The 26,064-nt window shown below is 69.7% G+C and carries 23 protein-coding genes; 13 read left to right on the top strand and 10 right to left on the bottom strand.

The annotated features are described in order from the left end of the window. Window positions 1-27: 27 nt before the first annotated feature. The 5 genes from DAERI_RS22025 to DAERI_RS12255 are packed head-to-tail and all read right to left on the bottom strand — an operon-like array spanning window position 28 to window position 4,262. Window positions 28-477 carry a hypothetical protein gene (locus tag DAERI_RS22025; RefSeq protein WP_133162028.1) on the bottom strand — a complete coding sequence of 150 codons (450 nt, stop codon included), beginning with the start codon at window positions 475-477 and terminating at the stop codon, window positions 28-30. Continuing rightward, complete coding sequence (hpaE, locus tag DAERI_RS12240) at window positions 474-2,027, bottom strand: 5-carboxymethyl-2-hydroxymuconate semialdehyde dehydrogenase (RefSeq protein WP_103129707.1); 1,554 nt, start codon at window positions 2,025-2,027, stop codon at window positions 474-476. Before hpaE ends, DAERI_RS22025 begins: the two co-directional genes overlap by 4 nt. Beyond that, window positions 2,024-2,671, bottom strand: a complete 648-nt coding sequence (locus tag DAERI_RS12245) for a VOC family protein (protein WP_235610361.1) — start codon at window positions 2,669-2,671, stop codon at window positions 2,024-2,026. The genes hpaE and DAERI_RS12245 overlap by 4 nt, the downstream gene beginning before the upstream one ends. After that, on the bottom strand, window positions 2,668-3,408 hold the full coding sequence (locus DAERI_RS12250) for a hypothetical protein (RefSeq protein ID WP_103129708.1): 741 nt from the start codon (window positions 3,406-3,408) through the stop codon (window positions 2,668-2,670). Before DAERI_RS12250 ends, DAERI_RS12245 begins: the two co-directional genes overlap by 4 nt. A gap of 53 nt (window positions 3,409-3,461) precedes the next feature. After that, on the bottom strand, window positions 3,462-4,262 hold the full coding sequence (locus DAERI_RS12255; protein WP_103129709.1) for a fumarylacetoacetate hydrolase family protein: 801 nt from the start codon (window positions 4,260-4,262) through the stop codon (window positions 3,462-3,464). A 135-nt stretch (window positions 4,263-4,397) separates the two neighbouring features. On the opposite strand from DAERI_RS12255, the gene DAERI_RS12260 reads away from it, so the two are divergent. Then, window positions 4,398-5,531 carry a PucR family transcriptional regulator gene (locus DAERI_RS12260; RefSeq protein ID WP_103129710.1) on the top strand — a complete coding sequence of 378 codons (1,134 nt, stop codon included), beginning with the start codon at window positions 4,398-4,400 and terminating at the stop codon, window positions 5,529-5,531. Between the two features lie 255 nt (window positions 5,532-5,786). Here the strand turns inward: DAERI_RS12260 and DAERI_RS12265 are convergent, their stop codons facing one another. Genes DAERI_RS12265 through araB form a run of 5 tightly spaced genes read right to left on the bottom strand, consistent with a single transcriptional unit; the run spans window position 5,787 to window position 11,695 of the window. Then, on the bottom strand, window positions 5,787-6,815 hold the full coding sequence (locus tag DAERI_RS12265) for a zinc-dependent alcohol dehydrogenase (protein WP_103129711.1): 1,029 nt from the start codon (window positions 6,813-6,815) through the stop codon (window positions 5,787-5,789). Beyond that, complete coding sequence (locus DAERI_RS12270; RefSeq protein WP_103129712.1) at window positions 6,812-7,819, bottom strand: arabinan endo-1,5-alpha-L-arabinosidase; 1,008 nt, start codon at window positions 7,817-7,819, stop codon at window positions 6,812-6,814. Before DAERI_RS12270 ends, DAERI_RS12265 begins: the two co-directional genes overlap by 4 nt. Window positions 7,820-7,833: 14 nt before the next feature. After that, the gene (araA, locus tag DAERI_RS12275; RefSeq protein WP_103129713.1) at window positions 7,834-9,381 is read right to left on the bottom strand and encodes an L-arabinose isomerase; all 1,548 of its coding nucleotides are present in this window, start codon (window positions 9,379-9,381) and stop codon (window positions 7,834-7,836) included. Further along, window positions 9,378-10,049: an L-ribulose-5-phosphate 4-epimerase gene (locus DAERI_RS12280; protein ID WP_103129714.1), complete on the bottom strand. Its 672-nt coding sequence runs from the start codon at window positions 10,047-10,049 to the stop codon at window positions 9,378-9,380. Before DAERI_RS12280 ends, araA begins: the two co-directional genes overlap by 4 nt. Then, on the bottom strand, window positions 10,049-11,695 hold the full coding sequence (gene araB / locus DAERI_RS12285) for a ribulokinase (protein WP_103129715.1): 1,647 nt from the start codon (window positions 11,693-11,695) through the stop codon (window positions 10,049-10,051). Before araB ends, DAERI_RS12280 begins: the two co-directional genes overlap by 1 nt. A gap of 249 nt (window positions 11,696-11,944) precedes the next feature. Here araB and DAERI_RS12290 point away from each other — a divergent pair, with 249 nt between their 5' ends. From DAERI_RS12290 to DAERI_RS12345, 12 genes are all read left to right on the top strand, one after another. Next, the gene (locus DAERI_RS12290) at window positions 11,945-13,480 is read left to right on the top strand and encodes an alpha-N-arabinofuranosidase (RefSeq protein ID WP_103129716.1); all 1,536 of its coding nucleotides are present in this window, start codon (window positions 11,945-11,947) and stop codon (window positions 13,478-13,480) included. A 197-nt stretch (window positions 13,481-13,677) separates the two neighbouring features. After that, the gene (locus tag DAERI_RS12295) at window positions 13,678-14,982 is read left to right on the top strand and encodes a type 2 periplasmic-binding domain-containing protein (protein ID WP_165794191.1); all 1,305 of its coding nucleotides are present in this window, start codon (window positions 13,678-13,680) and stop codon (window positions 14,980-14,982) included. 76 nt (window positions 14,983-15,058) lie between these two features. After that, window positions 15,059-15,967, top strand: a complete 909-nt coding sequence (locus DAERI_RS12300) for a carbohydrate ABC transporter permease (protein ID WP_201262753.1) — start codon at window positions 15,059-15,061, stop codon at window positions 15,965-15,967. Next, window positions 15,964-16,836 carry a carbohydrate ABC transporter permease gene (locus tag DAERI_RS12305; RefSeq protein WP_103129718.1) on the top strand — a complete coding sequence of 291 codons (873 nt, stop codon included), beginning with the start codon at window positions 15,964-15,966 and terminating at the stop codon, window positions 16,834-16,836. The genes DAERI_RS12300 and DAERI_RS12305 overlap by 4 nt, the downstream gene beginning before the upstream one ends. Window positions 16,837-17,006: 170 nt before the next feature. Further along, window positions 17,007-18,029 carry a LacI family DNA-binding transcriptional regulator gene (locus DAERI_RS12310; protein WP_103129719.1) on the top strand — a complete coding sequence of 341 codons (1,023 nt, stop codon included), beginning with the start codon at window positions 17,007-17,009 and terminating at the stop codon, window positions 18,027-18,029. Between the two features lie 62 nt (window positions 18,030-18,091). Next, window positions 18,092-19,051, top strand: a complete 960-nt coding sequence (locus tag DAERI_RS12315; protein WP_103129720.1) for an NAD-dependent epimerase/dehydratase family protein — start codon at window positions 18,092-18,094, stop codon at window positions 19,049-19,051. Further along, complete coding sequence (locus tag DAERI_RS12320) at window positions 19,048-19,899, top strand: MBL fold metallo-hydrolase (protein WP_103129721.1); 852 nt, start codon at window positions 19,048-19,050, stop codon at window positions 19,897-19,899. Before DAERI_RS12315 ends, DAERI_RS12320 begins: the two co-directional genes overlap by 4 nt. Beyond that, window positions 19,892-21,199, top strand: a complete 1,308-nt coding sequence (locus DAERI_RS12325) for a F390 synthetase-related protein (RefSeq protein WP_103129722.1) — start codon at window positions 19,892-19,894, stop codon at window positions 21,197-21,199. Before DAERI_RS12320 ends, DAERI_RS12325 begins: the two co-directional genes overlap by 8 nt. Window positions 21,200-21,211: 12 nt before the next feature. Continuing rightward, window positions 21,212-22,201, top strand: coding sequence for a 3-oxoacyl-ACP synthase III family protein (locus DAERI_RS12330; protein WP_103129723.1), 990 nt, complete (start codon window positions 21,212-21,214; stop codon window positions 22,199-22,201). Next, complete coding sequence (locus tag DAERI_RS12335; protein ID WP_103129724.1) at window positions 22,198-23,304, top strand: glycosyltransferase family 2 protein; 1,107 nt, start codon at window positions 22,198-22,200, stop codon at window positions 23,302-23,304. Before DAERI_RS12330 ends, DAERI_RS12335 begins: the two co-directional genes overlap by 4 nt. Window positions 23,305-23,425: 121 nt before the next feature. Next, a complete protein-coding gene (locus tag DAERI_RS12340) occupies window positions 23,426-24,571 on the top strand; it encodes an ABC transporter substrate-binding protein (protein WP_103129725.1) in 1,146 nt (381 codons plus the stop codon). 65 nt (window positions 24,572-24,636) lie between these two features. Then, the gene (locus DAERI_RS12345; RefSeq protein ID WP_103129726.1) at window positions 24,637-26,043 is read left to right on the top strand and encodes an FAD-binding oxidoreductase; all 1,407 of its coding nucleotides are present in this window, start codon (window positions 24,637-24,639) and stop codon (window positions 26,041-26,043) included. Window positions 26,044-26,064: the final 21 nt, after the last annotated feature.

Here is a 26,064-nt window from a genome sequence, read left to right on the forward strand (position 1 = left end):
GGGGGGTGGCAAGCGCAGCTTGCCCTCTCATGGCTTCTCCTGCCACCGATCCAAAATCTGCTCTCCGGCAGTCTTTCGGCGATTTCTCTCGATAAATGCCGGTACATCCTTGAGGCGAGTTGGATGCGGCCCCGTAGGGGAACCTTTGGCCCATCCAGCACCATAACCGAAGCCAGCTTGCACAAGTTGTCGCGCGATTGCCCAGCCCTTCAGGTCCCCCTGCTTGGGAGCACGGAAATTCTTCCCGATCAATTGCAGTTCCTGACCGCATTGCGGGCAAGGGTAGGAGAATCCCTCGGCATCAACGCCCTGGAATTTTGAAATCTCTCTTTCGGAGAGATCAACCTTAGAGATGGTTGCGAAAGGTTTTCTAAACTGTTTTCTACAGTTGAAGCAAACGTAATGACTGCTGCGTGCCGTCTCTGTGTTTCTACGAATTACAACTCGTGCTTTCGGTTGTTGCTGCGTTCCGTTCACCCCTCCGCCACCTCCTTCCCCACCACGGGCGCCTGCCCCACCCCCAGCTTCGCCGCCCTGTGCGTTCCCAGCGAGATGGCGATGTTCTTCGTCTCCATGTAGAAGTCGAAGGAGTAGTCACCGCCATCCCGCCCGATACCGCTGTTCTTGACTCCGCCGAAGGGGGTGGGCAGGTGGCGGACGTTCTCGGAGTTCACCCAGATCATCCCGGCTTCCAGGCCATGCGCGAAGCGGTGGGCGCGGGTGAGGTCGTTCGTCCACAGGTACCCGGCCAGCCCGTACTTCACGTCGTTGGCGAGGCTCAACGCTTCCGCCTCGTCGGTGAAGGGGATGGCGGTCAGGACGGGGCCGAAGATTTCCTCCTGGCTGATCCGCATGTCGTTGCGCGCCCCGGTGAAGAGGGTAGGGGAGACGTAGTTGCCCTCCCCGCCCACGCGCTCCCCGCCCGCCGCGATGGTGGCGCCCTCCTCCCGCGCCCGGTCGAAGTACCCCATGACCTTCTCGAAGTGGCGGGGGTGGACCAGGGGGCCGACCTCGGTGGCGGGGTCGAGGGGATCGCCGACCCGGATATTGCGGGCCCGCTCGGCAATCCGGGCGGTGAACTCGTCATAGATGCCTTCCTGGATCAGCACCCGGCTGGAGGAGGTGCAGCGTTCGCCGTTCAGGCTGTAGATCATGAACACGACCGCGTCGAGGGCCCGGTCGAGGTCCGCGTCGTCGAAGACCACGACCGGATTTTTGCCGCCCAGCTCGAAATGCACGCGCTTGAGCGTGTCCGCCCCCTGCCGCATGATGTGGCTGCCCGTGGTCGTCTCGCCCACGAAGGCGATGGCCTTGATGAGGGGATGCTCGGTGAGCGCCTTGCCCGCGCTCTCCCCGAAGCCGTGGACGAGGTTATGCACGCCCTTCGGCAGCCCCGCCTCATCCATGATCTCGGCGAGGAGGGTCGCCGTCACCGGGCTCCACTCGGCGGGCTTGTGGACGACCGTGCAGCCCGCCGCGAGGGCCGGGGCGATCTTCCAGGTGGACAGCATGAAAGGGGTGTTCCAGGGCGTGATGACCCCGACCGGGCCGATGGGCTGCCGGATGGTGTAGTTCAGGAAGCCGGGGGCGGGCAGGCTCTCCCCGTCCGCCGCGCCGGGGGCCCGGTCCGCGTAGAAGCGGAAGTTCTCCGCCCCGCGCGCCGCCGCCGACTTCATGAAGCGGGTGGCCTGCCCGGTGTCCACGCTCTCCAATACGGCGATCTCCTGCGCCCGCGCCTCGATCAGGTCGGCGATGCGGTGCAGGATTTTGCGGCGCTCGGCCCCGCTCACCTCGCGCCACTGCCCAAAGGCGTCGTGGGCGGCGCGGGCGGCGCGGTCGATGTCCGCCGCATTGCCGCTCGCCACCGTCGCCAGGGGGGAATTGTCGGTGGGCGTGTGCGTCTGGAAGGTCTCGCCGCCCAGGGAATCCACCCATTCGCCGCCGATGAAGTGGCGCAGGCCGCCCGCAAGCTTGCTCTCGCGCAGCCGGGCGGCGAGGTCGTGGTTGGGATGCAGAGTCTGGGTCATGGGTGCTCCTTGAGGTCGAAAGAGTGGTCTCCGTTGCGACCCTGAAGGTGAAAGGAGAGGGGCCGGGCAGGGTCCCCCACCGGGAACCAGCCGCGACCGACCTGAACCACGATCAGCAGCCCTTCCTCATCTCCCAGCGGGGTGAAGGTGGGGGACCCCTCGCGGTAGACGGGGAGCCCGAGATGGTGTTGCAGCTCGCGTACGGCCCGGGGCACATCGGGAACGACCAGGCCCAGCTCACTCACGCACAGGAGATCGGCCACGCCGAAACCGGTGCCCGGGGGAGTGGGCAGGGTGTGCCGGGCGATGAGTTCGAGGATGTTCCCGTCCGCGTCGCGGAAATAGACCATGTCGGCGTTCCAGGACTCCGAGTGGAAGCTCGTCTCGCCCGCCGGGTCCGCCAGCAGGGGGGCCCGTTCCTCCAACCATGCCCGCGCCCCGGCGAAGCGGTCCTGCGGCACATTGAAGGCGAAGTGGCAGGGGCCGCCCGGTTCTCCCGCGAGGAAGCGCAGGAGCGTCGAACCTGCCCGCAGGCTCAGGGCGTCCACCTCGTCTGTCTCGACGGGCAGGCCCAGCACGTCGCCGTAAAACGTTCTCTGCGCGGCCAGGTCGCGGGCGGGCAACGTGAGGGCCTCTATCCTCACGGCTGCCCTCTTGCCGGGCGGCTGACCGAGTAGGCGAGGAAGCCCTCCCGCCGCAGCGTCTGTCCGTTCCGCGACACGGTGAGGGTGGCGCCGGGGCCGCCGCTGGGACTGCCGACCTCCAGCCCGTAGGTGTAGCCGTCCGGTGTAGTCCAGGCGTACTCCTCCTGGCCGCCGGGGGTGTGCTGGCCCCCCGTCACCGTCACCCCCCCTTGCCCGCCGAAGTCACGGCTGGTGTACGTCACCCGGTCCCCATGCGCGCGGACGATCACCGTGCGCCTGCCCGTCACCCCCAGGAAGACCACGCCGCTCGCCCACCGGCAGGTCACGCGCCCGTCGAGCGGCGTATTCAGGCTCACCCGGTCCATCGTCTCGCCGCTCGCGGTGCCCTGCACGTCGCTGGTGCGGAAGAAGTAAGTGTACTTGCTCGTGTCCACCCCGTCCCGCAGCGGGTAGAGGGGCCGGTAGATGCTCCCCGCCGCGCCGTCGGGGGCGCCCACGCTGTACATCGTCCGCGTGACGCGCGCCGGGTTCGCCTTGAAAAACCGGCGATACACGGCGATGCTGGCCGCGCCGCTGTTGGAGAGGGTGATCACCCGGTCGGGGGCGTCGCACAGGACGGCGGCGGGCTGCCAGCCCTGCCCGTCGAGGACGAAGGTGGACTGTGTGAAGTGTTGGGGGGCGGCGGCGGCCAGCGCGGACAGGGCGAGGCCGAGCGTCAGGGCGAGGTTCCGGGCCATGCCGACAGCATGAGCTCGGCGGGTGAGCCCCGCTTCCGGCGCCCCCATCCCCCTCACCGCCCGTCCCACTCCCCTTCCCTCGCCTCCTGGCCGGTGATGGGCTCGGCGAGGTCGTCCTCCTCCTGAATGTCGTTTTCCAGCACCCCCAGGCCCTCGACCTCCAGCCGCATCACGTCGCCGGGGTGGACGTGGGAGATGCCCTTCGGGGTGCCCGTCAGGATCACGTCGTCCTTCTGAAGCGTCATGAAGCGCGAGATGTGCTCGATCAGCTCGGGGATGGAGAAGATCATGTCGCGCGTGGAGCCTTCCTGCCGCAGCTCGCCGTTCACGTGCGCGGTGAGCCGGAGGTCGTGCGGGTCCGTGATCTCGTCGGCGGTGACGTAGTACGGCCCCAGCGGCCCGAAGGTGTCCCAGCCCTTGCCGCGCAGGGGCGGGCGGAAGGTGTTCGTCACGTAGTCGCGCACCACGAGGTCGTTGCCGATGGTGTAGCCGCCGACGTACTCCAGCGCTTCACCCGCCTTCACCCGCCGGGCGTCGCGCCCGATGATGACGCCGAGTTCGACCTCGTAGTGCATGAACTGGGCGCCGCGCGGGTAGATCACGGTGCCCCGGTGCGGCAGCAGCGTGGTGTTCGGCTTCCAGAAGAGGGCGGGTTCCCTGGGCTGCGTCAGGCCCAGCTCGCCCGCGTGGTCGTGGTAATTCAGGGCGAGGGCGATGACCTTGGGGGGATCGACAGGCAGGCGGAACTGGACTGCCCCCGGATCGTGGGCAACTCCGGCGGGGTCGATCAATTGGCCGTCTTGCAGGTGACCGTTCAGGAGGCGGCCCCCGGCGATAAAGCGGGCGAGTTTCAAGGGTGAACTCCGTTCATGGGACCTCCGGGGTGGAGGGGAAAGTTGGACTGTCGGTTGTTCAGCATAGGCCGCCCCGGTGGCGCGGGGAATGGTGAAAAGCTGAATCCGGGGACCATCCCCTGTATTTTTGGACAAATGCCCGCCCCGTCTGCCCCCGAGCTTCCCGACGCCGCCCTGCTGGCGCTGCCAGGTGTCGCCGCGCTGCTCTCCGCCCTGCGGGGGGCGGTGGCGAGCGCGCAGCCCGAGCGTGAATTGACGGCGTTGCTCGCCCGGCTGACCGGGGGCTTCGCCGAGATTCGCGCGAGCTGGGGCGATGTGGTCGCCTCGGCGGGGCGGGCGGCGGGACCCCCCGTCACGCTGCGGCTCTCGCACGGGGACGCAAGTGGGGAGCGGCACGTGGGGACGCTGACGCTGGCGGTGCCGGGGGCGTGGGCGGCCCTGGCGCCCGTGGCGGCGGAATACGCCCTGCTCGCCCGGCTCCAGTCGGCGGCGGCGGGGGCGGCGCGGCGCCGGGTGGGGGAGCGCACCCTGGACGCGCTGCTCTCGGGCACGGCGCCCGAGGACCGCCTGGAGGACCCCGAGCCGGTGGCGGTGGCGGTGGCGGCTCTCGCCCGTCCGCCCGCACCGGGAGCCGTGGCCCGGCACGCCCAGGCCCACGCGCTCGACGTGCTGGCCGCCGTGGGCGAGGGGTACTTCCTGGAACGCGGCCTCGCGGCCCACTCGACCGTGCGCGGGGAGCGGGCGGTGTGGCTGTGGCACCCCGCCGACCTGGAGCGCGAGGCGCAGGGTCTGCACGCGGCCCTGACCGCCAGCACCGCCCGGGACGTGCGGCTGGGGGTCAGCGGAAAACACCCGGGCATCCGGCACACGCGCACCGCCGAGCGCGAGGCCCGCCACGCCCTCGCCGCGACCCGGCAGGAGCGGGCCTTCACGACCTACCACGCGATGGACCCGCTGTACGCCTTGCTGGCGGGCGGCGCCCTCTCGACCCTGCGCGATCAGGTGCGTGCCCGCCTCGCCCTTCTTGGCGACGGGGGCCGGGTGGAGGCGACCCTGCGGGCCTACCTGGGCTTTCCCGGTCCCCTGCCCGACCTCGCCCGGCGGCTGAACATCCACGTCAACACGCTGCGCTACCGCCTGCGCCGCGCCGAGGAGGCCCTGGGCGGGAGCCTGCACGACCCGGCGCTGCTGGCCCGCCTGTACCTCGCCTTCGAGGCCGAGGGGCGGCGAGAGGAGGAGGCGGGGGCACCCGGCGGCGTGGTGGAGTGATACGAAATTGCGGTGAGTCGCAGACGAACCCGGGCGGACTTGCAAAGCTGCGAAGCAGGGCGAGAGGCAAAAAATACCGGCTGGCGGAAGAACATCCGGGAAAGTGCCGGATGTTCTGGAATCAGGGCAAGTCGGGATGAGAGGCCCCTTCCCCTGAGCCCCCACTCGCGGTTCAGCCAGCTCGGGGGGTGGCAGCGGTGGTGGACTGCCGGGAGGTCTTCACCGCACCCGTTCCCGGAAACCTGGCGGCGTAAGCTACCCCACCTGCACGATCACCTTGATCACGCCGTCCTCGTAGCGTGAGTGGCGCTCGAAGGCGCGCTGGACCTGCGAGAGCGGGAACACGTCGCTGACGAGAGCGTCCACATCCACCATGCCGCGCTCGACGAGGGCAATCGCTTCCGGGTAGGTGTGTGCCATCCGCCGGGAAAAGATCAGCGAGAGGCCCTTGCGCCGGGCGAGCGAGTGTTGCACCGTACAGCGGTCGTCCCCCGGAATCCCGACGAGGACGACCCTCGCGCCCGGACGGGCCAGCAGCGCCGAAGTCTGCACGGAGTCGTCCGCCCAGCCCGCCTCGAACACCACGTCGGAGCGGGAGTCCTCGGCGGGGTCGTAGGTGGCGGCCACCGAGGTCGCGCCGCTGCGGGCGGCGAAGTCCCGGCGCCAGGCCAGCGGCTCGATGACGTGCAGGGCGGTGACCCCCGCGAGTTTCAGCAGTTGAACGAGCAGTAATCCGATGGGTCCCGCCCCCACGACGGCGGCCCGGTCCCCCACGTTCACGTGCCCCAGCCGCAGCGCGTGGAGGGCCACCCCCAGCGGTTCGAGCATCGCGCCGCCGTTGTCCGTCACGCCCCCCGGCAGGACGAAGCAGTTGTGGGCGGGCACGGTGAGGTACTGCTGGAGCGCCCCGTCGCGCGGGTACACGCCCATAAAGGTGTGGCGGGTGCAGAGGTTGGGGTTCCCCTCGCGGCACTCCCGGCAATGTCCGCAGGCCACGTGCGGCTCGACGGCCACCCGGTTCCCTACCTTCAAAGGCCGGTCATCCCCGTCCAGGGTCCCCTCCGGCGCCTGCACCACCACGCCCATGAATTCATGACCGAGGACGAGGGGCCGCTCGATCTCGATGTTGCCAATGCGCCCGTCCGCGAACATGTGGATGTCCGAGCCGCACACGCCGACGGTGCGAACCTCGACCACGACCTCACCGGGAGCGGCGGCGGGCAGCTCGCGTTCGGTCAGGGCGATCTGGCCCGGGCCGGTCAGGACGGCGGCGGCGTGACTCATGGCTGGCCTCCCTGGGGCAGGGGATCGAGCGTGGGCCAGCCGCCCTCGCCCCAGCGCAACGGCGAAACCTGAAGCTGCGGCGTGCCCCCCTGGTCCCCGTCGTAGTAGTGGTACACGAGCAGGTCGCGCGAGCCGTCGTGGATGGCTTCCTGCCCGCCCGGCCCGATGAAGCGCCCAGAGGTGGCCTGAAGCTGGCTCCCCCCGCCTTGCAGCATGGGCACACCTTCCTGATCGACGTACGGCCCGGTCACGTTCTTCGCCCGGCCCACCATGATGCGGTAGGTGCTGTCCAGCCCGGCGCAGCAGCGGTCGAAGGACACGAACAGGTAGTAATAGCCGCCGTGTCGCAGGACCGAGGCCGCCTCGATGGCGTCGCCCGCGCGCGAGGCGAGGCTGTAGAGCTTCGGATTGCCCGCCCTCAGCTTGCCGCTCACCGGGTCGAGTTCGCGCAGCTTGATCCCGTCCCAGTAGGACCCGAAGGCCAGCCACGCCCGCCCGTCCGGCGTGTCGATACGGGCCGGATCGATGGCGTTGAAGGTGTCGCCCGCCTTGCTGGTCATCACCACGCCCTGATCCACCCAGCCTTTCGCCGGATTGTTCGGGTCGAGGTGCGCGTTGGTCATCAGGCCGATGGCGCTGGTGTTCTTCCCGAAGAGGGACGCGGCGAAGTACAGGTAGGTCGTGCCCCCCCGCGCGAAGAGGTGCGGCGCCCACAGGTTGGGCGGCGTGGTCCCGAGCTGCTTTTCCACCCAGGCGGGTTGCGTGTCCCCCAGCGTGCCCGCGTCCGTCCAGGTGATGCCGTCGCGCGAGGTCTTGATCCGCAGGGTGCCGCCGTCCACGTTCTCGTAGCCCGTGCCCATCGCCACGTAGGCGTGGCCGACGCGCAGCAGGGTGGGATCGTGGATTTGCAGGTCGCCCTTCAGGATGGGCTGGGTGGGCCGGTCACCCCCGCCTAATGCGGCGGAGCCCAGCGTGAGCAGGAGAAGAGGGGCGGTCCGTCTCATCCCCGGCTTCCCCCTCATGCCCGTAGCCCCTGGGCGAGAACGTAGTACAGGTCGTTCAGCCGCAGGTTCTGCCGGAACTCGCGCAGCCGGGTGTGGGCGTCGATCACCACCAGCTCGACCCCGGCGATGGCCGCGAAGTCCTCGATCATCTCCGTCGTCACCGCGGAGCTGTACCCGGTGTGATGCGCCCCGCCCGCATAAATCCACGCCGCGCAGGCCGTCTTGAAGTCCGGCTGGCATTCCCAGACCGCGCGGGCCACCGGCAGTTTCGGCAGTTCCGGGTGGTCCACCGCCTCCACCTCGTTCACGAGGAAGCGGAAGCGATTGCCCAGGTCCATCAGGGAGACGTTGATCGCCCGCCCAACTGAAGCGTCGAACACCAGCCGCACCGGGTCCTCCTTCCCGCCGATACCGAGGGGATGGACTTCCAGGCGGGGTTTCGAGGCCGCGATGGTGGGGCAGACCTCCAGCATGTGGGCGCCCAGCACCTGATGGTTGCCCGGTTCCAGGTGGTAGGTGTAGTCCTCCATGAAGGAGGTGCCGCCCTCTAACCCCTGCGCCATCACCTTCATCGCGCGGACCAGGGCCGCCGTCTTCCAGTCGCCCTCGCCGCCGAAGCCGTAACCATCGGCCATCAGCCTTTGCGTGGCGAGGCCGGGAAGCTGCTTCAGGCCGTGCAGGTCTTGAAAGTTGTCGGTAAAGCCCTTGAAGCCGCCCTCCTCTAAAAAGGCGCGCAGGCCGAGTTCGATGCGGGCCCCGTCGCGCAGTGACGAGTGGCGCTCGCCGCCAGGTTGCAACTCGGTCGCCACCTCGTACTCGCTGAGGTAAGTCTGGATCAGGGCGTCCACCTCTCCTTCGGTCGCCGCGTTCACCCGCTCGGCCAGGTCGCCCACGGGAAAGGCGTTCACCGCGAAGCCGAAGCGCATTTCGGCGCTCACCTTGTCCCCTTCCGTCACGGCCACGTCGCGCATGTTGTCGCCGAAGCGGGCGAACTTGGCGCCCTGGAGGTCATGCCAGGCCCAGGCGGCCCTTGCCCAGCTTCCCAGCCGCGCGTGAACCTCGGGGTCCGACCAGTGGCCCACGACCACCTTGCGTTCCAGCCGCAGCCGGGTGTGCAGGAAGCCCGCCTCCCGGTCGCCGTGCGCGGACTGGTTGAGGTTCATGTAGTCCATGTCCAGGCTGTCCCAGGGGAGTTCCCGGTCGAACTGGGTGTGCAGGTGGGCGAAGGGCTTTTTCAGCGTACTCAGCCCGCCGATCCACATCTTCGACGGCGAGAAGGTGTGCATCCAGAGGACCAGCCCGGCGCACTTGGGGTCGCTGTCCGCCTCCCGGCACAGGCGGCGGATGTCCTCCGGGGTAGTCAGCACGCCCTTGGTGACGACTTCGAGCGGGATGGAGGGGCTTTCGTTCAGCGCCTGGCCGATGATGGCGGCGTGTTCGGCGACCTGCTCAAGAGCCTCCGGGCCGTACAGGTGCTGCGAGCCGCAGACGAACCACACCTCGGCGGGGGCGAGGTGGACGGGGGCCTGGGCCTGGGGGACGGTCTGGGCGAGGGTCGTCATGCGGGTCCTTTCGCGGGTGTGCCGGACCTCTGCCCGTACACGTTGGTGTAGCGGTCGTAGAGCCTGTCGATATGCTCCTGCGCGATGAGTTGGACGGCCCCGAGCTGGAAGGCGAGGAAGACGGTCCGCGCCACGTCCTCGCACATCACGGCGGCCTTGAGGGCGGCTTTCGGGGTGGGGCCGACCGTGAAGACCCCGTGGTTTTGCAGGATGATCGCGGGCGAGCGGTGGCCGCGCAGCACCCGCACCACCTCCGCACCGATCTCCTCCCCGCCGATGAGGGCGAAGCCGCCGCAGGGGATCGGCCCGCCGAACTCGTCGGCCATCGCGGTCAGGACGCAGGGAATCTCGCGGGCATTGGCGGCCCAGGCCGTCGCGTAGGGGCTGTGGGTGTGGACGATGCCGCCGACCTCCGGCAGATGGCGGTAGATGTAGGCGTGCGTGGCGGTGTCGGAGGAGGGGCTGAACTTGCCCTCCACTACGTTCGCCTCCAGATCGGTGACGACCATGCTCTCCGGCGTCAGGTCCTCAAAGGTGACGCCGCTGGGCTTGATGACCATGTGCTCCCTGGCACGGGCGCTGATGTTGCCACTGGTCCAGGTGACCAGGCCGTTTTTCGGCAGTTCCAGGTGCAGCCGGGTGAGGTCCGCTCGCAGGTCCTCGTACATCAGTCGGCCCTCCTCATCGCCTTCAGTCGGTGCATGACCTCATTCGCGCCGCGCCCGAAGTAGTCGTGCAGGGTGACGTATTCGCCGTAGAGCTTGTCGTAGGTCCGCTGATTTTTTGCGTCGGGCACGAAGGCGTCCCGCCGCGCCTTCCCCATGCATTTGGCGGCGGCGAAGATGTCGGGGTATTCGCCCGCTGCGACAGCGGCGTGCATCGCGCTCCCCACCGCTGGACCCTGCTCCACGTCGAGGACACTCAGCGGGCGGCCCGTCACGTCCGCGTAAATCTGCATCAGCATCCGGTTGCGCTTGAGCCCGCCGGAGATGACGATCTCGTTGACGGGCACGCCGCTTTGCTCGAAGTTCTCGACGATGACCCGCGTGCCGTAAGCCGTCGCCTCGATCAGGGCGCGGTAGATGTCCGGCGCCCGTGTCCCCAGCGTCAGGCCCAGGATCATGCCGCTGAGGTTGGCGTCCACCAGCACGCTGCGGTTGCCGTTGATCCAGTCGAGGGCGACCAGGCCGTGTTCGCCGGGGGCCTGGGTGGACGCCTCCCGCTCCAACAGGGCGTGCAGGCTGATCCCCTCCCGCCGCGCCTGCTCGTGATACTCGGGCGGAACGCCGTTCTTCACGAACCAGGCGAAGATGTCGCCCACGCCGCTCTGCCCCGCCTCGTAGCCGTACAGGCCGGGCACGACGCCCCCCGGCACCACCCCGCACATGCCGGGCACCTCGCGCAACTCGTCCCCGAGGAGGACGTGACACGTGCTCGTGCCCATGATCGCCACCAGCCGCCCCGGCTCGGTCACCCCGGCAGCGGGCAGCGTCACGTGCGCGTCCACGTTGGCGACGGCGACGGCGGTGCCCGGCTTGAGTCCGGTCCAGGAAGCCGCTTGAGGCGTCAACTCCCCGGCCTTGCCTCCGAGAGGCGCCAGGTCCTCCTTCATTCGCGTCTGCACCACGTCCGCGAAGTCCGGGTGCAATGCCGCGAAGTAGCCCTGATCCGGGAAATGCCCGTCCTGGTGAATGGCCTTGTACCCCGCCGTGCAGGCGTTGCGGGTCTCCACGCCCGTCAGTTGCCACACCACCCAGTCGGCGGCCTCGATCAGGCGCTCGCTCGCCCCGTAAAGCTCCGGGTCCTCCTCCAGAATCTGGTGTGCCTTGGCGAAGAACCACTCCGAGGACTGCTTGCCGCCGTAGCGGGGCAGCCAGAACTCGCCCCGCCCCTCGGCCAGCGCGTTGATGCGGTCCGCCTGCGGCTGCGAGGCGTGGTGCTTCCAGAGCTTCACCCAGGCATGTGGGCGGCGCGCGTACTCCGGGAGGAAGCACAGCGGCGTGCCGTCCGCCGTGGTCGGCAGCATCGTGCAGGCGGTGAAGTCGATGCCGAGGCCGATCACGTCGTCGGGGGAGACGCCGGAAATCTTCAGGGCAGCCGGGACGGCCTGCTGGAACACGTCCAGGTAGTCCTGGGGGTGCTGCAAGGCCCATTCTTTGCCCAATTTCTCTCCGGTGGGCAGGGTGCGGTCCATCACGGCGTGGGCGTAGGGGGTCACGCCCTCGCCCAGCACCGCGCCGTCGGAGACGCGGACGACCACGGCGCGGCCGGACTCGCTGCCGAAGTCCACCCCGACCGCGTAGCGTTCAGGCATGGGGGGCCTCTGGGAGGGAAAAAGCAGATGACAAGGAATGCCTCCGTGGCGTCCGGGCGGGGGCGCCACCTCGGGGACGCCGGGGAGGAGGTGGCGGGGAAGGAAGCGGGGAACGGGCTTGACTGTGAACGATCACATCGTATGCTGGGGGGGTCAGCCTGTCAACGCTCGCCCCGGCGAAGAGTTCCGCCGCACGCTCCTGTGCGACCCCGCGGAGTTTACGCCCTCCCCCGCCCGAAAGGACGCCCGATGGACCAGAACCGTGCGACCGTCTCCCTCAACACCCAGCGCACCGTCGCGGAGATCTCCCCGCTGATCTTCGGGGGCTTTGCCGAGCATATGGGCCGCTGCATCTACGAGGGCATCTACGACCCGGGCTCGCCGCTGGCCGACGAGAACGGCATCCGGCAGGACGTGGTGGCCGCGCTGAAGGAGATCAATTTCCGCATCATGCGCTACCCCGGCGGGAACTTCGTCTCCGGCTACCGCTGGACCGACGGCATCGGCCCGAAGGAGCAGCGCCCCCGCCGCCGCGCCCTGGCCTGGCGCTCCATCGAGACCAACCAGTTCGGCCCGCACGAGTTCATGGAGTTCGCCCGGGAGATCAAGACCGAGCCCATGTGGGCGGTCAACCTGGGGACGGGCACCATCCAGGAGGCCGCCGACCTGGTGGAGTATATGAACCTTCCCACCGGGACGCTCTACAGCGACCTGCGCGCGAAGAACGGCCACCCCGAGCCCTACGGGGTCAAATACTGGTGCCTGGGCAACGAGATGGACGGTCCCTGGCAGATCGGCCAGATGGACGCGGCGACCTACGCCGAAAAGGCCGTGCAGGCGGCCAAGCTGATGCGCTGGATGGACCCCACGATCCAGACCATCGCCTGCGGCTCGTCGGCGACCGCCATGCCCGGCTACCCCGACTGGGACCTGACGGTGCTGGGCCACGCCTACGACCACATCGACTACTTCTCCATGCACCACTACGCGGCCAACCCCTACCCGACGATCTCCAACACCGAGCGGCTGCCGATTGACACCGACTCCTACCTGGCGAGCAGCGTCCACTTCGAGGAACACGCCGACACGCTGGCCGCCGCCATCCGCGTGTCGAAGGCGAAGCGGCGCTCAAAGAAGGACGTGCACCTCTGCTGGGACGAGTGGAACGTCTGGTACCGCGCCAAGGGCGGCGACGGCGAGTGGAGCGAGGCGCCGCACATCCTGGAGGAGGAGTACAACCTGGAGGACGCGCTGGTCGTGGCGACCTGGCTGAACACCTTCCTCCGCAAGGCCGACATCGTGAAGATCGCCTGCCTCGCGCAGATCGTGAACGTGATCGCGCCGATCATGACCCGCAAAGACGGGCTGTTCAAGCAGACCATCTTCTACCCGCTGACGCTCTTCAGCAACCACGCGAGCGGGTATGCGCTGGACGCGCTGGTGAGGGCGCCGCTGCGCGAGACCAACCGCCACGGCCCCGTGCCGCAGCTCGACGCCTCCGCGAGCTTCGACCCGGCGACGGGCAAGGGGGCCGTGTTCCTGGTGAATCGGTCACAGACCCAGCCGCTCGTCACGCACCTCTGCTGGGAGGATGAGGCGCCGCAGAGCGTGACGCGGGCCTGGCAGATGTCCGGCGAGGACCCCTTCGCGGGCAATTCCTTCGAGCAGCCGGACAACGTGGTGCCCTACGAGTTCACGCCGCCTCGCCTGGAGGGCCGCGCGGTCACGCTGGAGCTGCCGCCCCTGTCCTTCACCGCCCTGCTGACCCAGCACGCTCAGGGCTGACGGTTCCCCCGGTGGCTTGACAGAACTTCATGGGCTGCTTAAGCTGTGATCGTTCACATCAACAACCCAGCCCCGACGGTTCATCCCGCGTTCCGCCCCTGTCTGCCGCGTTTTTCGGCCGCGTTTGCTGCTTCCCGCGCTCCACGCCGCCCTGCTCTGCCCGGCCCCCTTGCACGTCGCTTCCCCTGGAGGAATGTATGCGTCACAGGATCATTGCCCTCGGCCTCACGGTGTCCGCCGCCCTCGCAAGCGCTGCCCACGCGCAGACCAAGATCGTGTTCTGGGACTTTTTCGGTGGCGGTGACGGCATCCGCATGAAGCAGATCGTGGACACCTTCAACAGCTCGCAGAAGGACATCGTGGTGCAGCGGACCACTCAGACATGGGGCAACCCCTTCTACACGAAGGTCCACACCGGCGTGGTCTCGGGCCAGGTGCCCGACGTAATGACCTACCACCTCTCGCACCTGCCCGCCGGACTTCAGGGCAAGGATTTGCGGCCCCTCACCCCCGCGGAACTGGCCCAGGCGGGCCTGAAGCCGACTGACTTCCAGGCCAACCTGGTGAATACCATGACCGGGGACGCCAAGGCGCAGACCGGGCAGGCGAGCTGGTACGCCGTTCCGCTCGACACCCACACCTTCGTGCTGTACCTCAACAAGGACCTGCTGAAGAAGGCGGGCGTGCTGGGCGCGAACGGCCAGCTCACCGGCGCGAACAGCATCGCGGGCATGACGAGCGTGCTGCGCCAGATCAAGGCCAAGACCGGCGTGACGCCCCTGGGCCTGAGCACCAACCAGGACCCCGCCTCCCTCTGGCGGCTGTGGTACACCCTGTTCCTGCAACAGGGCGGGACGATGGTGAAGGGCGGCAAGCTCGACCTGACCGACCTCGACACCAAGGGCAAGGCCGCGCTGCAAACCATCGCCGACTGGACCAAGGAGGGCCTGGTCACCAAGAACACGGCGTACCCCGCGAACGTCGCCCTGTTCACCGCCGGGCGCACCGCCATCATGGCGAACGGCAACTGGGAGGTGCCCACGATGGTGGACGCCAAGACCAAGGGGACGCTGAAGTTCGACTACGGCGTGGCGAGCTTTCCCAAGCTGTACGCCAACAACAGGACCTGGGCCGACTCGCACATGCTGGCGATCCCCGCCAACGCCAAGGGCCAGCTCAGCCCGGAAAAGCTGAGGGCCGTGATGACCTTTATCGGCTACGTGCAGAAGCAGGGCGGCCTGACCTGGGCGGGCGGCGGCCACATCCCCGCCTACCTGCCCACCCAGCGCAGCGCGGCCTTCAAGGCGCTGCAACCCAACGTGCAGTACAGCGCGACCTCGGCCCGGGACGCCACCCTGGAACCCACCCTGCCCATCTTCGGCGTCGGCGGCCCGGTGTACGACGCGGTGGGCAACAACTTCACGCCGGTGGTGCTGGGGCAACTGACGGTGGACCAGGGCATGGGCAAGTTCAAGACGGCTCTCCAGAACTTCAACAAGTAAGGGGGGGAGGGGGAAGGCGGACAAGGCCTTCCCCTTTTGCCGTTTCCCCGGGCCCGAGAAAGGAGAACCCGGCGTCATGCTCGAAACCGTTTCCAAACCGGGGCGTCTGGTCAGCCAGGAAAAGCAGATGCAGCTTCGCAGGCGGGGAATCACGGCCCTCTTGATGGTCGCGCCCTTCCTGCTGATCTACCTGGTGTTCCTGATCTACCCCTCGCTGCGGGTGCTGCAACTGAGCCTCACCAATGCCGACCTCACCGGGCAGGGGCAGTACGTCGGGCTGAGCAACTACGCTCGGCTGCTGCGCGAGCCCACCTTCTGGACCGCGCTGCTGAACACGCTGTACTTCATCCTGCTGACGGTCATCCCCAACACCCTGGTCGGGCTGGGGCTGGCGCTGCTGGTGGTGCGGCTTAAGCGGCTCAAGGGGCTGGTGCTCGCCTGCTTCTTCCTGCCCTACGTCCTGCCGGTCAGCGTGGTCACCAACATCTGGAACTGGGTGCTGGACTCGAACTTCGGCATCGTGAACACCCTGACCCACAGCACCCTCGCGTGGTTCCAGGACCCCGTGTGGGCGATGCCCGCCGTCGCGTTCGTGACGGTGTGGTGGACGGTGGGCTTCAACATCCTGCTGTTCATCGCGGGCCTCCAGAACATTCCCCCGGAAATCTACGAGGCCGCCGCGCTCGACGGGGCGTCGGGCTTCCGGCTGTTCCGCTCGATCACTTGGCCCAACCTCTGGCCAGTGACCAGCCTGATCCTGCTGCTGCAACTGATCGCCCAGTTCAAGATCTTCGACCAGGTCTACCTGCTCACGAGCGGCGGCCCCTTCGACAAGACGCTCGTGCTGCTGCTCTACTCCTACCGCGAGGGCTTTCAGCAGCAGCACGGCGGCTACGCCTCGACCATCGGCGTGGTGCTGATGGTGGTGATCCTGGCCGCCTCGCTGCTCCAGGTGAGGGTGCTGAACCGGGGGGAACGCGCATGACCACGATCTCGACCGCCCGTCCTGCCCGCACCGTTTCCCCCTCGGTCCGGCTCGCCCGGCTGTGGGGCGGGGTCGTGACCGCGCTGACCGTCCTGCTGGCCGCGGTGTGGGTCTTCCCGCTGTACTGGGCCGCCGTCACGTCCCTGAAGGCCGACAACGACACCATCGCCAACCCGCCCACCTTCTGGCCGCGCCCCCTCGACTTCAGCAGCTACACCTACATCCTCCAGAACAGCCCGCTGGTGCGCTGGTATCTCAACTCCATCTTCACGTCGCTGGCGGTCACGGTGTTCGTGCTGCTGCTCTCGATGCTGTGCGCCTACGCCCTCTCGCAGATCGACTTCCGGGGCCGGAGGTGGCTGTACTGGCTGCTCCTGGTGGGCTTCATGATCCCCTTCCAGGCGAGCCTGATTCCCCTGTTCATCCTGATCAACAAGATGGGGCTGGTGAACAACTTCGCCGGGCTGATCCTGCCGCAGCTCGCCGCGCCCCTGGCGGTCGTGATCTACAAACAGTTCTTCGACCAGATCCCCCCCGAGCTGGGCGACGCCGCGCGCATCGACGGGGCGGGGGAGTGGCGGGTGCTGTTCAGCATCTTCCTGCCGCTGAACTGGAGCATCACCGTGGCGCTCGCCATCGTGACCTTTATCGCGGCCTGGAACAACTTCCTGTGGCCCTTCATCGTGCTGAACGACCCGCCCAAGTTGACCATCCCGGTGGGCATCACCCAGGTGCAGTCGGCGTACGGGGTGGCCTACGCCAAGACGATGGCGACGGCCGTGACGGCGGCCCTGCCCACCGCGCTCGCCTACCTGATCTTCCAGCGGCGGGTGACCGAGGGGGTCATGGCGACGGCCGGACTGAAGTGAGGCTGGGGGTGGGGGGGACGGGGCCAGGGTGTGTCCCGTCCCCCCCACCTTCATCCCGGCGGGCAGCGAAGGTTTTCCTCCCGGGCGGAGACGTTTGAACGGTAAACTGCGCGGCGCGAGACGGCTTTGACGGGAAACAGACGGATCAGCCGGACGTGGGAAAGGAAGGTATGCCGAAGGTCGCGGCGCGGGGCGCCACCATTCACGATGTTGCTCGGCGGGCGGGCGTTTCCTACCAGACGGTCTCCCGGGTCATCAACAACCATGTCAACGTGGCGCCCGCCACCCGCGAGCGGGTCCTGCACGCGATTGGGGAGCTGAACTACAAGCCCAGCCTGATCGCCAAGGGGCTGGTCACGCGCCGCTCGCAACTGATCGGCATCGTCGCCTACGCCACCGACCAGTACGGCCCGGCGCAGATCGTGCAGCAGGTCGAGCAGTCGGCCCGCCGCTCGGGGTACGAGAGCCTGCTCACCACCCTGCGCCGCTTCGAGGCGGCGGAGATCGTGCAGGCCGTCGCCCGATTGCAGCAGTTCGGGGTGGACGGCGTGGTGCTGCTGACCCCCTACGACGCCCACGAGATCGTGCCCGTGATCGGCGCGAGCGTCCCCTTCATCCTGATCGACGCCACGACTGAGGTGGACGGCCCCAGCGTGAGCGTGGACCAGTTCGAGGGCGGCCGGATGGCGACCGAACACCTGGTTGCCCTGGGCCACCGCCGGATTCTCCACGTCGGGGGTCCGCCCGAGTGGAGCGACGCCGACCTGCGTTACCGCGGGTACCGTGACGTTCTGGCCGCCCACGGCCTGCCCGAACTGCCCCGGCTGAACGGGGACTGGAGCGCGCAGAGTGGCTCCCAGGCCCTGGAAGCGGCGCTCTCGGGCGGGCTGGACTTCACGGCGGTCTTCGCCGGGAACGACCAGATGGCGCTGGGCGTGATGTCCGCCCTGGTGCGGGCGGGGCGGCGGGTGCCCGGGGAGGTCTCGGTCGTCGGCTTCGACGGCACGCCCGAGTCGGCCTTCTACCAGCCGCCGCTCACCACCGTTCAGCAGAATTTCGCGCAGCTCGGGCGCAAGAGCCTGGAGGAACTGATCCGCCGGATTCAGGGGCAGCGGCTGGGCGCGTCGCACCATGTCTTTCAGCCGCAGCTCCTCGTGCGGGACACGACGGCGCCCCCGGCCCCGGGGGTGTAGGGGAGGCCCGGACGTGGGGCGATCCCTTGGGCATCCGCTGACTCGCACCCTATCCTGCCCCCATGCGCGTGCTTGTCACCGGGGCGACCGGCTTTCTCGGGGGGGTGGTCGCGCGGGACCTGGTGCGGGATGGGCATGAGGTCACGGGTGTGGGGCGCAACCTTGAAAGGGGCGCGGCGCTGGAGGAGGCGGGCGTGCGCTTTATCCCCCTCGACCTGCGCTCGCCTGAACCCCGGGAGCGGTTGCTGGACGGGATGGACGGGGTGATCCACGCCGCCGCCCGTTCCAGCCTGTGGGGCCGCTGGGAGGACTTCGTGGCCGACAACGTGACCGTGAGCGCCCGGCTGGCCCACGCCTGCGCCGAGCGGGGGGTGCGGCTCGTCCACATCAGCACGCCCAGCGTGTACAACGCCACCGGGCGGCGCGTGAGGGTGCCCGAGACCACGCCCGTCGGCCCCCGCTTCGACAGCCTGTATGCCCGCAGCAAGTTCCTGGCGGAGGAGGCCGTGCGCCTCGCCCACCCGGAGGCGGCAATTTTGCGCCCGCGCGGTGTCTACGGCCCCGGCGACACCAGCATCCTGCCCCGGCTCGTCCGGGCGCTGCGCTCGCGGCGCCTGCCCCGATTGACCCGCACGGAGGTCCACACCGAACTCACCCATGTCCGCAACGCCGCCCACGCGGCGAGACTCGCCCTGGAACAGCCCGCGCCCGGGGTCTTCAACGTGACGGACGGGGAGACGGTCCCGATCTGGGCACTGCTCGACCGCCTGGCCGATCGGCTGGGGGTGCCCCGCCCCCACCCCTATGTCCCCGCGCCGCTGGTGGAGGGGGCCGCCGCGCTGCTCGAAGGGCTCGCGCAGCTGCATCCGGCGAAGCCCGAGCCGGTCCTCACCGCGAGCGGCGTGCGGTTACTCACCCGGGCCATGACGCTCGACCTGACCCGCGTCCGCGAGCGGCTGGGGTATGCCCCGGTCGTTCACCCCGACGAGGGGCTGGACGAAGTGCTGCGGGCGGTGCCGTGACAGACGTGGCCGTGCGGGTCGTGCCGCTCGTCGCGGGCGAGTGCCTGAACATCGCGGCGCTGACGGAACGGGGGGCCTCCTGGCGGGTCCGGGCCTACCCGGCGGGCTTCGCCCTGCTGCGGCATCCCGAACGCGGCCCCATGTTGTTCGACACTGGCTACGGTCCTGGGGTGCTGCGGGCGATGCGGCGCTGGCCTGGCGTGCTGTACGGGCTGGTCACGCCGGTAAGGTTGTCCGCCGAGGAAACGGTGCCCGCCCACCTCGCCCGGCACGGCCTCACGCCGGGGGACATCCGGGACGTGATCGTGTCGCACCTGCACGCCGATCACGTTGGGGCGCTGCGGGACCTGCCCCAGGCCCGCTTTCACCTCGACCCGGGCGCCTATGCACCGTTGAGGCGCTTGCAAGGAGTCCGGGCCGTGCGGCGGGCCTTCCTGCCGGACCTCCTTCCGCCCGACTTTGGGGCGAGAATCCAACCGCTGGACTTCCGACCGGCGCCCCCCGGCCTCGCCCCCTTCGAGCGGGCCGCCGACGTGTTCGGGGACGGCAGCGTGTATGCCCTCCCGGTGCCCGGCCACGCCCCCGGCATGGTCGCCCTGGTTGTCCGCACGCGGGCGGGTGCCCGAATGGAGGGGGACGGCAGCGGCCTCACCCTGCTCGCCAGCGACGCGGCCTACAGCGTCCGCGGGCTGCGGGAGGGGCGGGAGGTCCACCCCCTGACGCGCCTCGTCTTCTTCGACCCCGCGCGGGAACGCCTCAGCCGCAGGAGGTTGGGTGAGTGGTTGCGGACTCACCCACGGGCGCGGGTGATTGTCAGCCACGACGAGCCGGAGCCGGAGGATGGATAGCCTCATCGTCCTGCGGCACGCGCTGGGGGAGGGGCGGCTGATGTTTCGTGACCGCGCGGCGCTGGAAACCCACGCGGAGCGGCTGGCGGCCCGGCACCTGCGCTGGGTCGTCGCCCACAGCCCCTATACCGCCGAGCGGTTCCGGCGGGCGGGACTCTCCCCGAACGACTGGCGGCACCTCCCCGTCACGACGAAGGCCGACATGATGACCCACTTCGACGCGCTGAACACGGCGGAGGTGCGGCTGGAGGACGTTCTCCGCGTGGCCCGCCACGCCGAGGACAGCCGCGACTTCACGCCCACGCTGCGCGGCAGGCACGGGGAGGTCACAGTGGGCCTTTCCACGGGCACGAGCGGGCACCAGGGGGCCTTTATCGTGAGCCGGGCCGAGCGGCTGCACTGGGCGGGGGTGGTGCTGCGTCACCTCCTGCCGGACTGGCCGCGCGGGCTGCTCGCCCGGCACCGGGTCGCCTTCCTGCTGCGGGCCGAGGGGCACCTGTACCGCAGCGTGGGGGGGCGGCGGCTGGACTTCCATTTTCTCGACCTGCTGCGCCCACTGGACGAGTTGGCCGCCGACCTCACCATGTATAGGCCGACGCTTTCGGTCGGGCCGCCCAGCGTCCTTCGCGCGTTGCTGGAGGCGGGAGCGGTGGCACGGCCCGAACGCGTCGTCAGCGTGGCCGAGGTGCTGGAGGACGACGACCGCGAGGCCCTAGCACGGGGCTTTGGGCCGGTCGTGCAGGTATATCAGGCGACTGAGGGTCTGCTGGGGCTGCCCTGCCCGCACGGCGAACTGCACCTGAACGAGGCGCACGTGCATTTCGACCTCGAACCGCTGGGGGACGGCCACCTGCGGCCCGTGGTGACCGACCTGCGCCGCCGGGCGCAGCCCATCATCCGCCACCGCCTGGACGACCTGCTCGTGCTGGGGGAGGGTTGCGCGTGCGGCCTGGCGTCCCGCCGGGTGGTGCGCGTGGCGGGGAGGCAGGACGACGCCCTCGACCTGCCCGGGGGAACGGGACGGGTGACCGTCTGGCCCGACTTCCTGCGGGGCGCCCTGGTCCGGGTGCCGGGCCTGCGGGAATACCGGGTCGAACAGGTGGGGCCGGGCGAGCTTGACCTGCGGCTGGAGCCGTTGGGCGCGGAGATTCAGGCAGGAGCCGTGCGGGAGGTCCGGCTGGCCCTGGAACGCGGCGGCGTGGACCCGGAGGCCGTGCGGCTGGCCTGCCTCCCCCTGCCGCCCCCCCCGGCGGGGGTCAAACGCAGGCGCGTCACCCGGCTCTGGAAGGGCGCATCATAAGGGGGAACGCCCATGACCGGCCCCCTGAACATCCGCATCCTGGCGACCGCCCAGGCCCTTCCCCGGCGCGTGGTGAGTACCGCCGAGGCTGCCGCGTGGTGCGGGATCGACCCCCACATCGCCGAGCGCCGGACGGGCGTGCGGGAACGGCGCTGGCTGTCGGAGGGGGAGACGGCGCTGACGCTGGGGGCACGGGCAGCGAGGGAAGCTCTTCAGGTGGCCGGGCTCGCCCCGAACGATGTGGACGTGCTCCTCAACGCCAGCGGCAGCCAGCTCCAGCCCATCCCGGACGGGGCGGCGCTGCTCGCCTGCGAACTCGGCCTGCGCGGGGCGGCGACCTACAGCCTGCACGGCACCTGCCTGAGTTTCCTGCTCGCCCTGCACCACGCGGCGCTGCTCGTCCACACGGGTCAGGCCCGGCGCGTCCTGATCGTGAGCAGCGAGGCCGGGAGCGTGGGCCTCAACCCGGCCCAGGCGGAAAGCGCCCTGCTGATCGGGGACGGGGCGGCGGCGGTCCTCGTCGGTGAGGCCGAGCGGCCTGACCAGGGCGTGGAGGCCATGCGGCTCGAAACCTATCCCGAGGGGGCGGACTACACCCGGATTCGCGGGGGCGGCAGCCTGCTTCCCCCCGGCCACCCCGACGTGACGCCGCTGGACTTCACCTTCGACATGCGGGGGCTGCGCGTCCTGAAACTCGCCTCGCAGGTCGTGCCGGGCTTTCTGGAACGGCTGCGGCCCGGGCTGAGTGTCGGTCTTCCCGGCATCGACCGCGTCATTCCCCACCAGGCGAGCCAGGCGGGCCTCGACCTGATGCGCCGCTACGGCTGGCCCGCAGAGCGGGTGGAGGTGACCCTCCCCACCCTGGGCAACGTGATCGCCGCCAGCCTGCCGCTGACGCTGCACCAGGCGATGACGGAAGGGCGGGCGCGAGTGGGGGAGACGCTGCTCCTCGTCGGCACGGGGGCGGGGCTGAGTGTCGGCGGGCTGATCCTGAGGTTATGAGGAACAGGCGGGGCCGCAGCTCCTCTCTGGCCGACGTGTACCTCGGCGCCGCCCTGGGCTTCCTGGCCCTCAAGGGCGCCACGCTGCTGCTCAACGCCGGGGTCTTTCCCCGCCTGCGACCCCAAGCCGTCCCCCCGCACTCTCCCCGCGTCTCGATCCTGATTCCCGCCCGCGACGAGGCGCACAACCTCCCCCTCACCCTCCCCGGCGTTCTCGCGCAGGGGGCCGACGAGGTCCTGGTCCTCGACGACGGGAGCTGTGATGGCACGGGGGAAGTTGCGCGGAATCTGGGCGCGCGGGTGCTGATGGGGCGGCCCCTCCCCCCCGGCTGGTTCGGCAAACCCTGGGCCTGCCAGCAACTCGGCGAGGCGGCGAACGGTGACGTGCTGATCTTTACCGACGCGGATGTGCGCTGGTACCCGGGTGCGCTTGGGGCCGTCCTTCACGAGTTGGCTGCAAGAGAGGCCGACCTGCTCACCGTCCTTCCCCGGCCTGAAGACCTCACGCCTGGCGCCCGCCTCCTCACCCCGCTGGTGGACGCCGTGGTGCTGTGCCTCCTGCCCTACCCGCTCCTCCAGACCCGGTGGCCCCTCGCCACGACGGCGAACGGGCAAGTGATGGCGTTCAGAAGGGAGGCTTACGCGGCGCGGGGCGGCCATGCCTGTGTCCGCGCCGAGATGCTGGAGGACACCGTATTCGCCCGTCGGCTGAAGGCCCGGGGAGGCCGGGTGACGCAGGCGCTGGGGCAGGCGTGCGTCGGGGTCCGCATGTACGGCGGCTACCGCGAGTCGGTGGCGGGTTTCGGCAAGAATGCAGTCGGAGTCCACCTGAATTCGCGCGCCCTGATGGTCACCCTGGGTCTGTGGCACGGGGCGGTGTACACCCTGCCGTGGCTGATTCCGGCCCGCTCGTCCGCCTGGCAGGTTCTCCGGCTCGCCGGGCTCCTCGAACGTGCCCTCGTCAACCTGGTAACGGGGCGCCGCACGCCCGCCGACCTCGCCGAGGGGCTGCTGGGACCGCTGACCCCCCTGTTCGCCCTGCCCGCCTACCGGCTCGCCCTGCGCCGCCGGGTGGCCTGGAAGGGCCGGGAGTACACGCAGTGAGCGTCCAGCACCAAACGTCCGTTTGCCCCCCGGCCTGATCTGCTACCATCCCCGCAAGCACAAGCTGAATTCGCCCGCCGTCCGCGCGTTGCCGGTGCGGCTCTCCCGTGGAGGTTCACCTATGAAGCGACCCGCCCGACTGCTCCTGACCGCCGTGCTCGCCTCCTCCTCGCTCGCCCTGGCCGACGTGCGGGTGGGCGTGGTCGTCTCCTCGACCGGCCCGGCGGCCAGCCTGGGCATTCCTGAGAAGAACACCGTGGCGCTGCTGCCCCAGACCCTCGGCGGGCAGAAGGTCGTGTACATGATCCTCGACGACGCCTCGGACACGACCGCCGCCGTCACCGCCGCGCGCAAGCTCATTCAGGACAACAAAGTGGACCTGATCATCGGGACGACGACCACGCCCGCCTCGCTGGCGATGATCGACGTGGTGTCGGAGGCGAAGGTCCCCATGATCAGCCTCGCCGCGTCCGAGGCGATCATCAAGCCGGTGGACACCCGCCGCGCCTGGGTCTTCAAGACGCCGCAGACGGACGCGATCATGGCCGCCGCCATCGCGCAGAACATGCAGCAGAACAAGATCAAGACGGTGGGCTACATCGGCTTCAACGACGCCTACGGCGAGGGCTGGCTGAACGAACTCCAGAAGAACGCGGCGGCACGCGGGATCAAGGTCGTCGCCACCGAGCGCTACGGGCGCAGCGACACGAGCGTGACCGGCCAGATTCTGAAGATCCTGGCCGCCCGGCCCGACGCCGTGCTCATCGGCGCGTCGGGGGTGCCCGCCGTGCTGCCGCAGAAGACGCTGAAGGACCGGGGCTATACCGGCAAGATTTACCAGACGCACGGGGTCGCCAACGCCGACTTCCTGCGGGTGGGCGGCAAGGACGTGGAGGGCGCCATCCTGCCCGCCGGGCCGGTGCTCGTGGCCGATCAGCTCCCCACTACCAACCCCATGCGCGCGATGGGGCTGAGGTACACCCAGGCGTACGAGAGCAAGTACGGCCAGAACTCGGTCTCCACCTTCGGCGCGCACATGTGGGACGCGGGCCTGCTGATGCAGAAGGCGATTCCGGTCGCCCTGAAAAGGGCCAAGCCCGGCACCCCCGAGTTCCGCTCCGCGCTGCGCGACGCCCTGGAAGGCACCAAGAACGTCATCGGCGCCCACGGCATCTTCAACCTGAGCGCGCAGGACCACCTGGGCCTCGACGCCCGCAGCCGCGTGATGGTGCAGGTCGTGAACGGCACCTGGCAACTGCTGAAGTAGGGCAGGGGAGGGGAGAGGGGCCGGGTGAGCATGACCCGGCCTCCTCCCGTGAAAGGGGTGGGGCGTTGACGGAAGTGGCGAGCGGCTGGCTGGACCGCCTGCGGGAGCGGCTGGGCGAGCGGGTCAGCGTGTCCCCGGGCGACCTGAACGCCCACGCGCACGATGAGGGCACGCCGTACACGTTCACGCCGGGCGCGGTGGTCTTCGCCGGGTCGGAGGCGGACGTGCTGGCAACACTGGCCGTCGCGCGGGAGGAACGGGTGCCCGTCACGCCCTGGGGTGCGGGGACCAGCCTGGAGGGGGCCGCACTTCCCATGCCGGGGGGCCTCTCACTCGACCTGAGCGGCCTGGACACGGTCGGGGAGGCGGACGCGGTGGGCCTCACCGTCACGGCCGGGCCGGGGGTGCGGCGCGTGGCGCTGAACCGCCGCCTGCGCCCGCACGGCCTCTTCTTCCCGGTGGACCCCGGCGCGGATGCCAGTCTGGGCGGGATGGCCGCCACGAACGCGAGCGGCACGACCACCGTTCGTTACGGCGGGATGCGGGAGAACGTCGCCGTCTTGCGCGTGGCGCTGATGGACGGCCGCGTCCTCACCCTGGGGAGCGGGGCCCGCAAGAGCAGCAGCGGGTACGCCCTCAAACAACTCTTCATCGGATCGGAGGGCACCCTGGGCGTGATCACCTCGCTCACCCTGCGGCTGCATCCCCTGCCGCCCGCCACGGCCAGCGTGCAGCTCGCCTTCCCGGACGTGGCTGACGCCGTGCTGGCCAGCGTGACCGCGCGGGGGCTGGGGGTCACCCCCGAGCGGCTGGAATTCGTGGACGCGGCGACGGTGCGGGCGGTGAACCGGCACCGGAGCCGCCGCGACCCCGAGGCGCCGACCCTCTGGGCCGAGGTGGCGGGGCGGGACGCGGCGGACGTGGCCTCGGGCCTGGCGGGGCTGCGGGAGGCGGCGGAACTCCACGGCGGCGTGGTCGTGGGCGAGGCCCGCACCCCTGAGGCGCAGGGGGAACTGTGGGCCGCCCGCCACGGGGTCTACGATGCCCTGCGCGCCGCCTGGCCGGGCCATGCCACCCGCATCGGGGACGTGTGCGTGCCGCTCTCCGCCCTGGCGGGCACGGCGGCCCTCGCCCTGCGGCTGCTGGAGGAACAGGGCCTGACCGCCCCCCTCGTCGGCCATATCGGGGACGGGAACCTGCACCTGCTCATGCACGCCCCGCCCGGGGATGCGGACGCCTGGGCTCGCATCGACCACGTGCTGCACGAGCTGGCCGCCCACGCCATCGCCGTCGGCGGCACCTGCACGGGCGAGCACGGCGTCGGCCTGCGCAAGCGCGCGTACCTGCGCGCCGAGCACGGGGACGCGCTGGACATGATGCGGGACCTCAAGGCCCTCTTCGACCCGCACGGCCTCCTCAACCCCGGCAAGGTGGTGGGCGACCCGGACGGGTTCCCGGGGAGACTGTCCTGATCCCCGTTTCCTGCCATAGTT

The organism is Deinococcus aerius (assembly GCF_002897375.1).
Classification (GTDB): Bacteria; Deinococcota; Deinococci; order Deinococcales; family Deinococcaceae; genus Deinococcus; species Deinococcus aerius.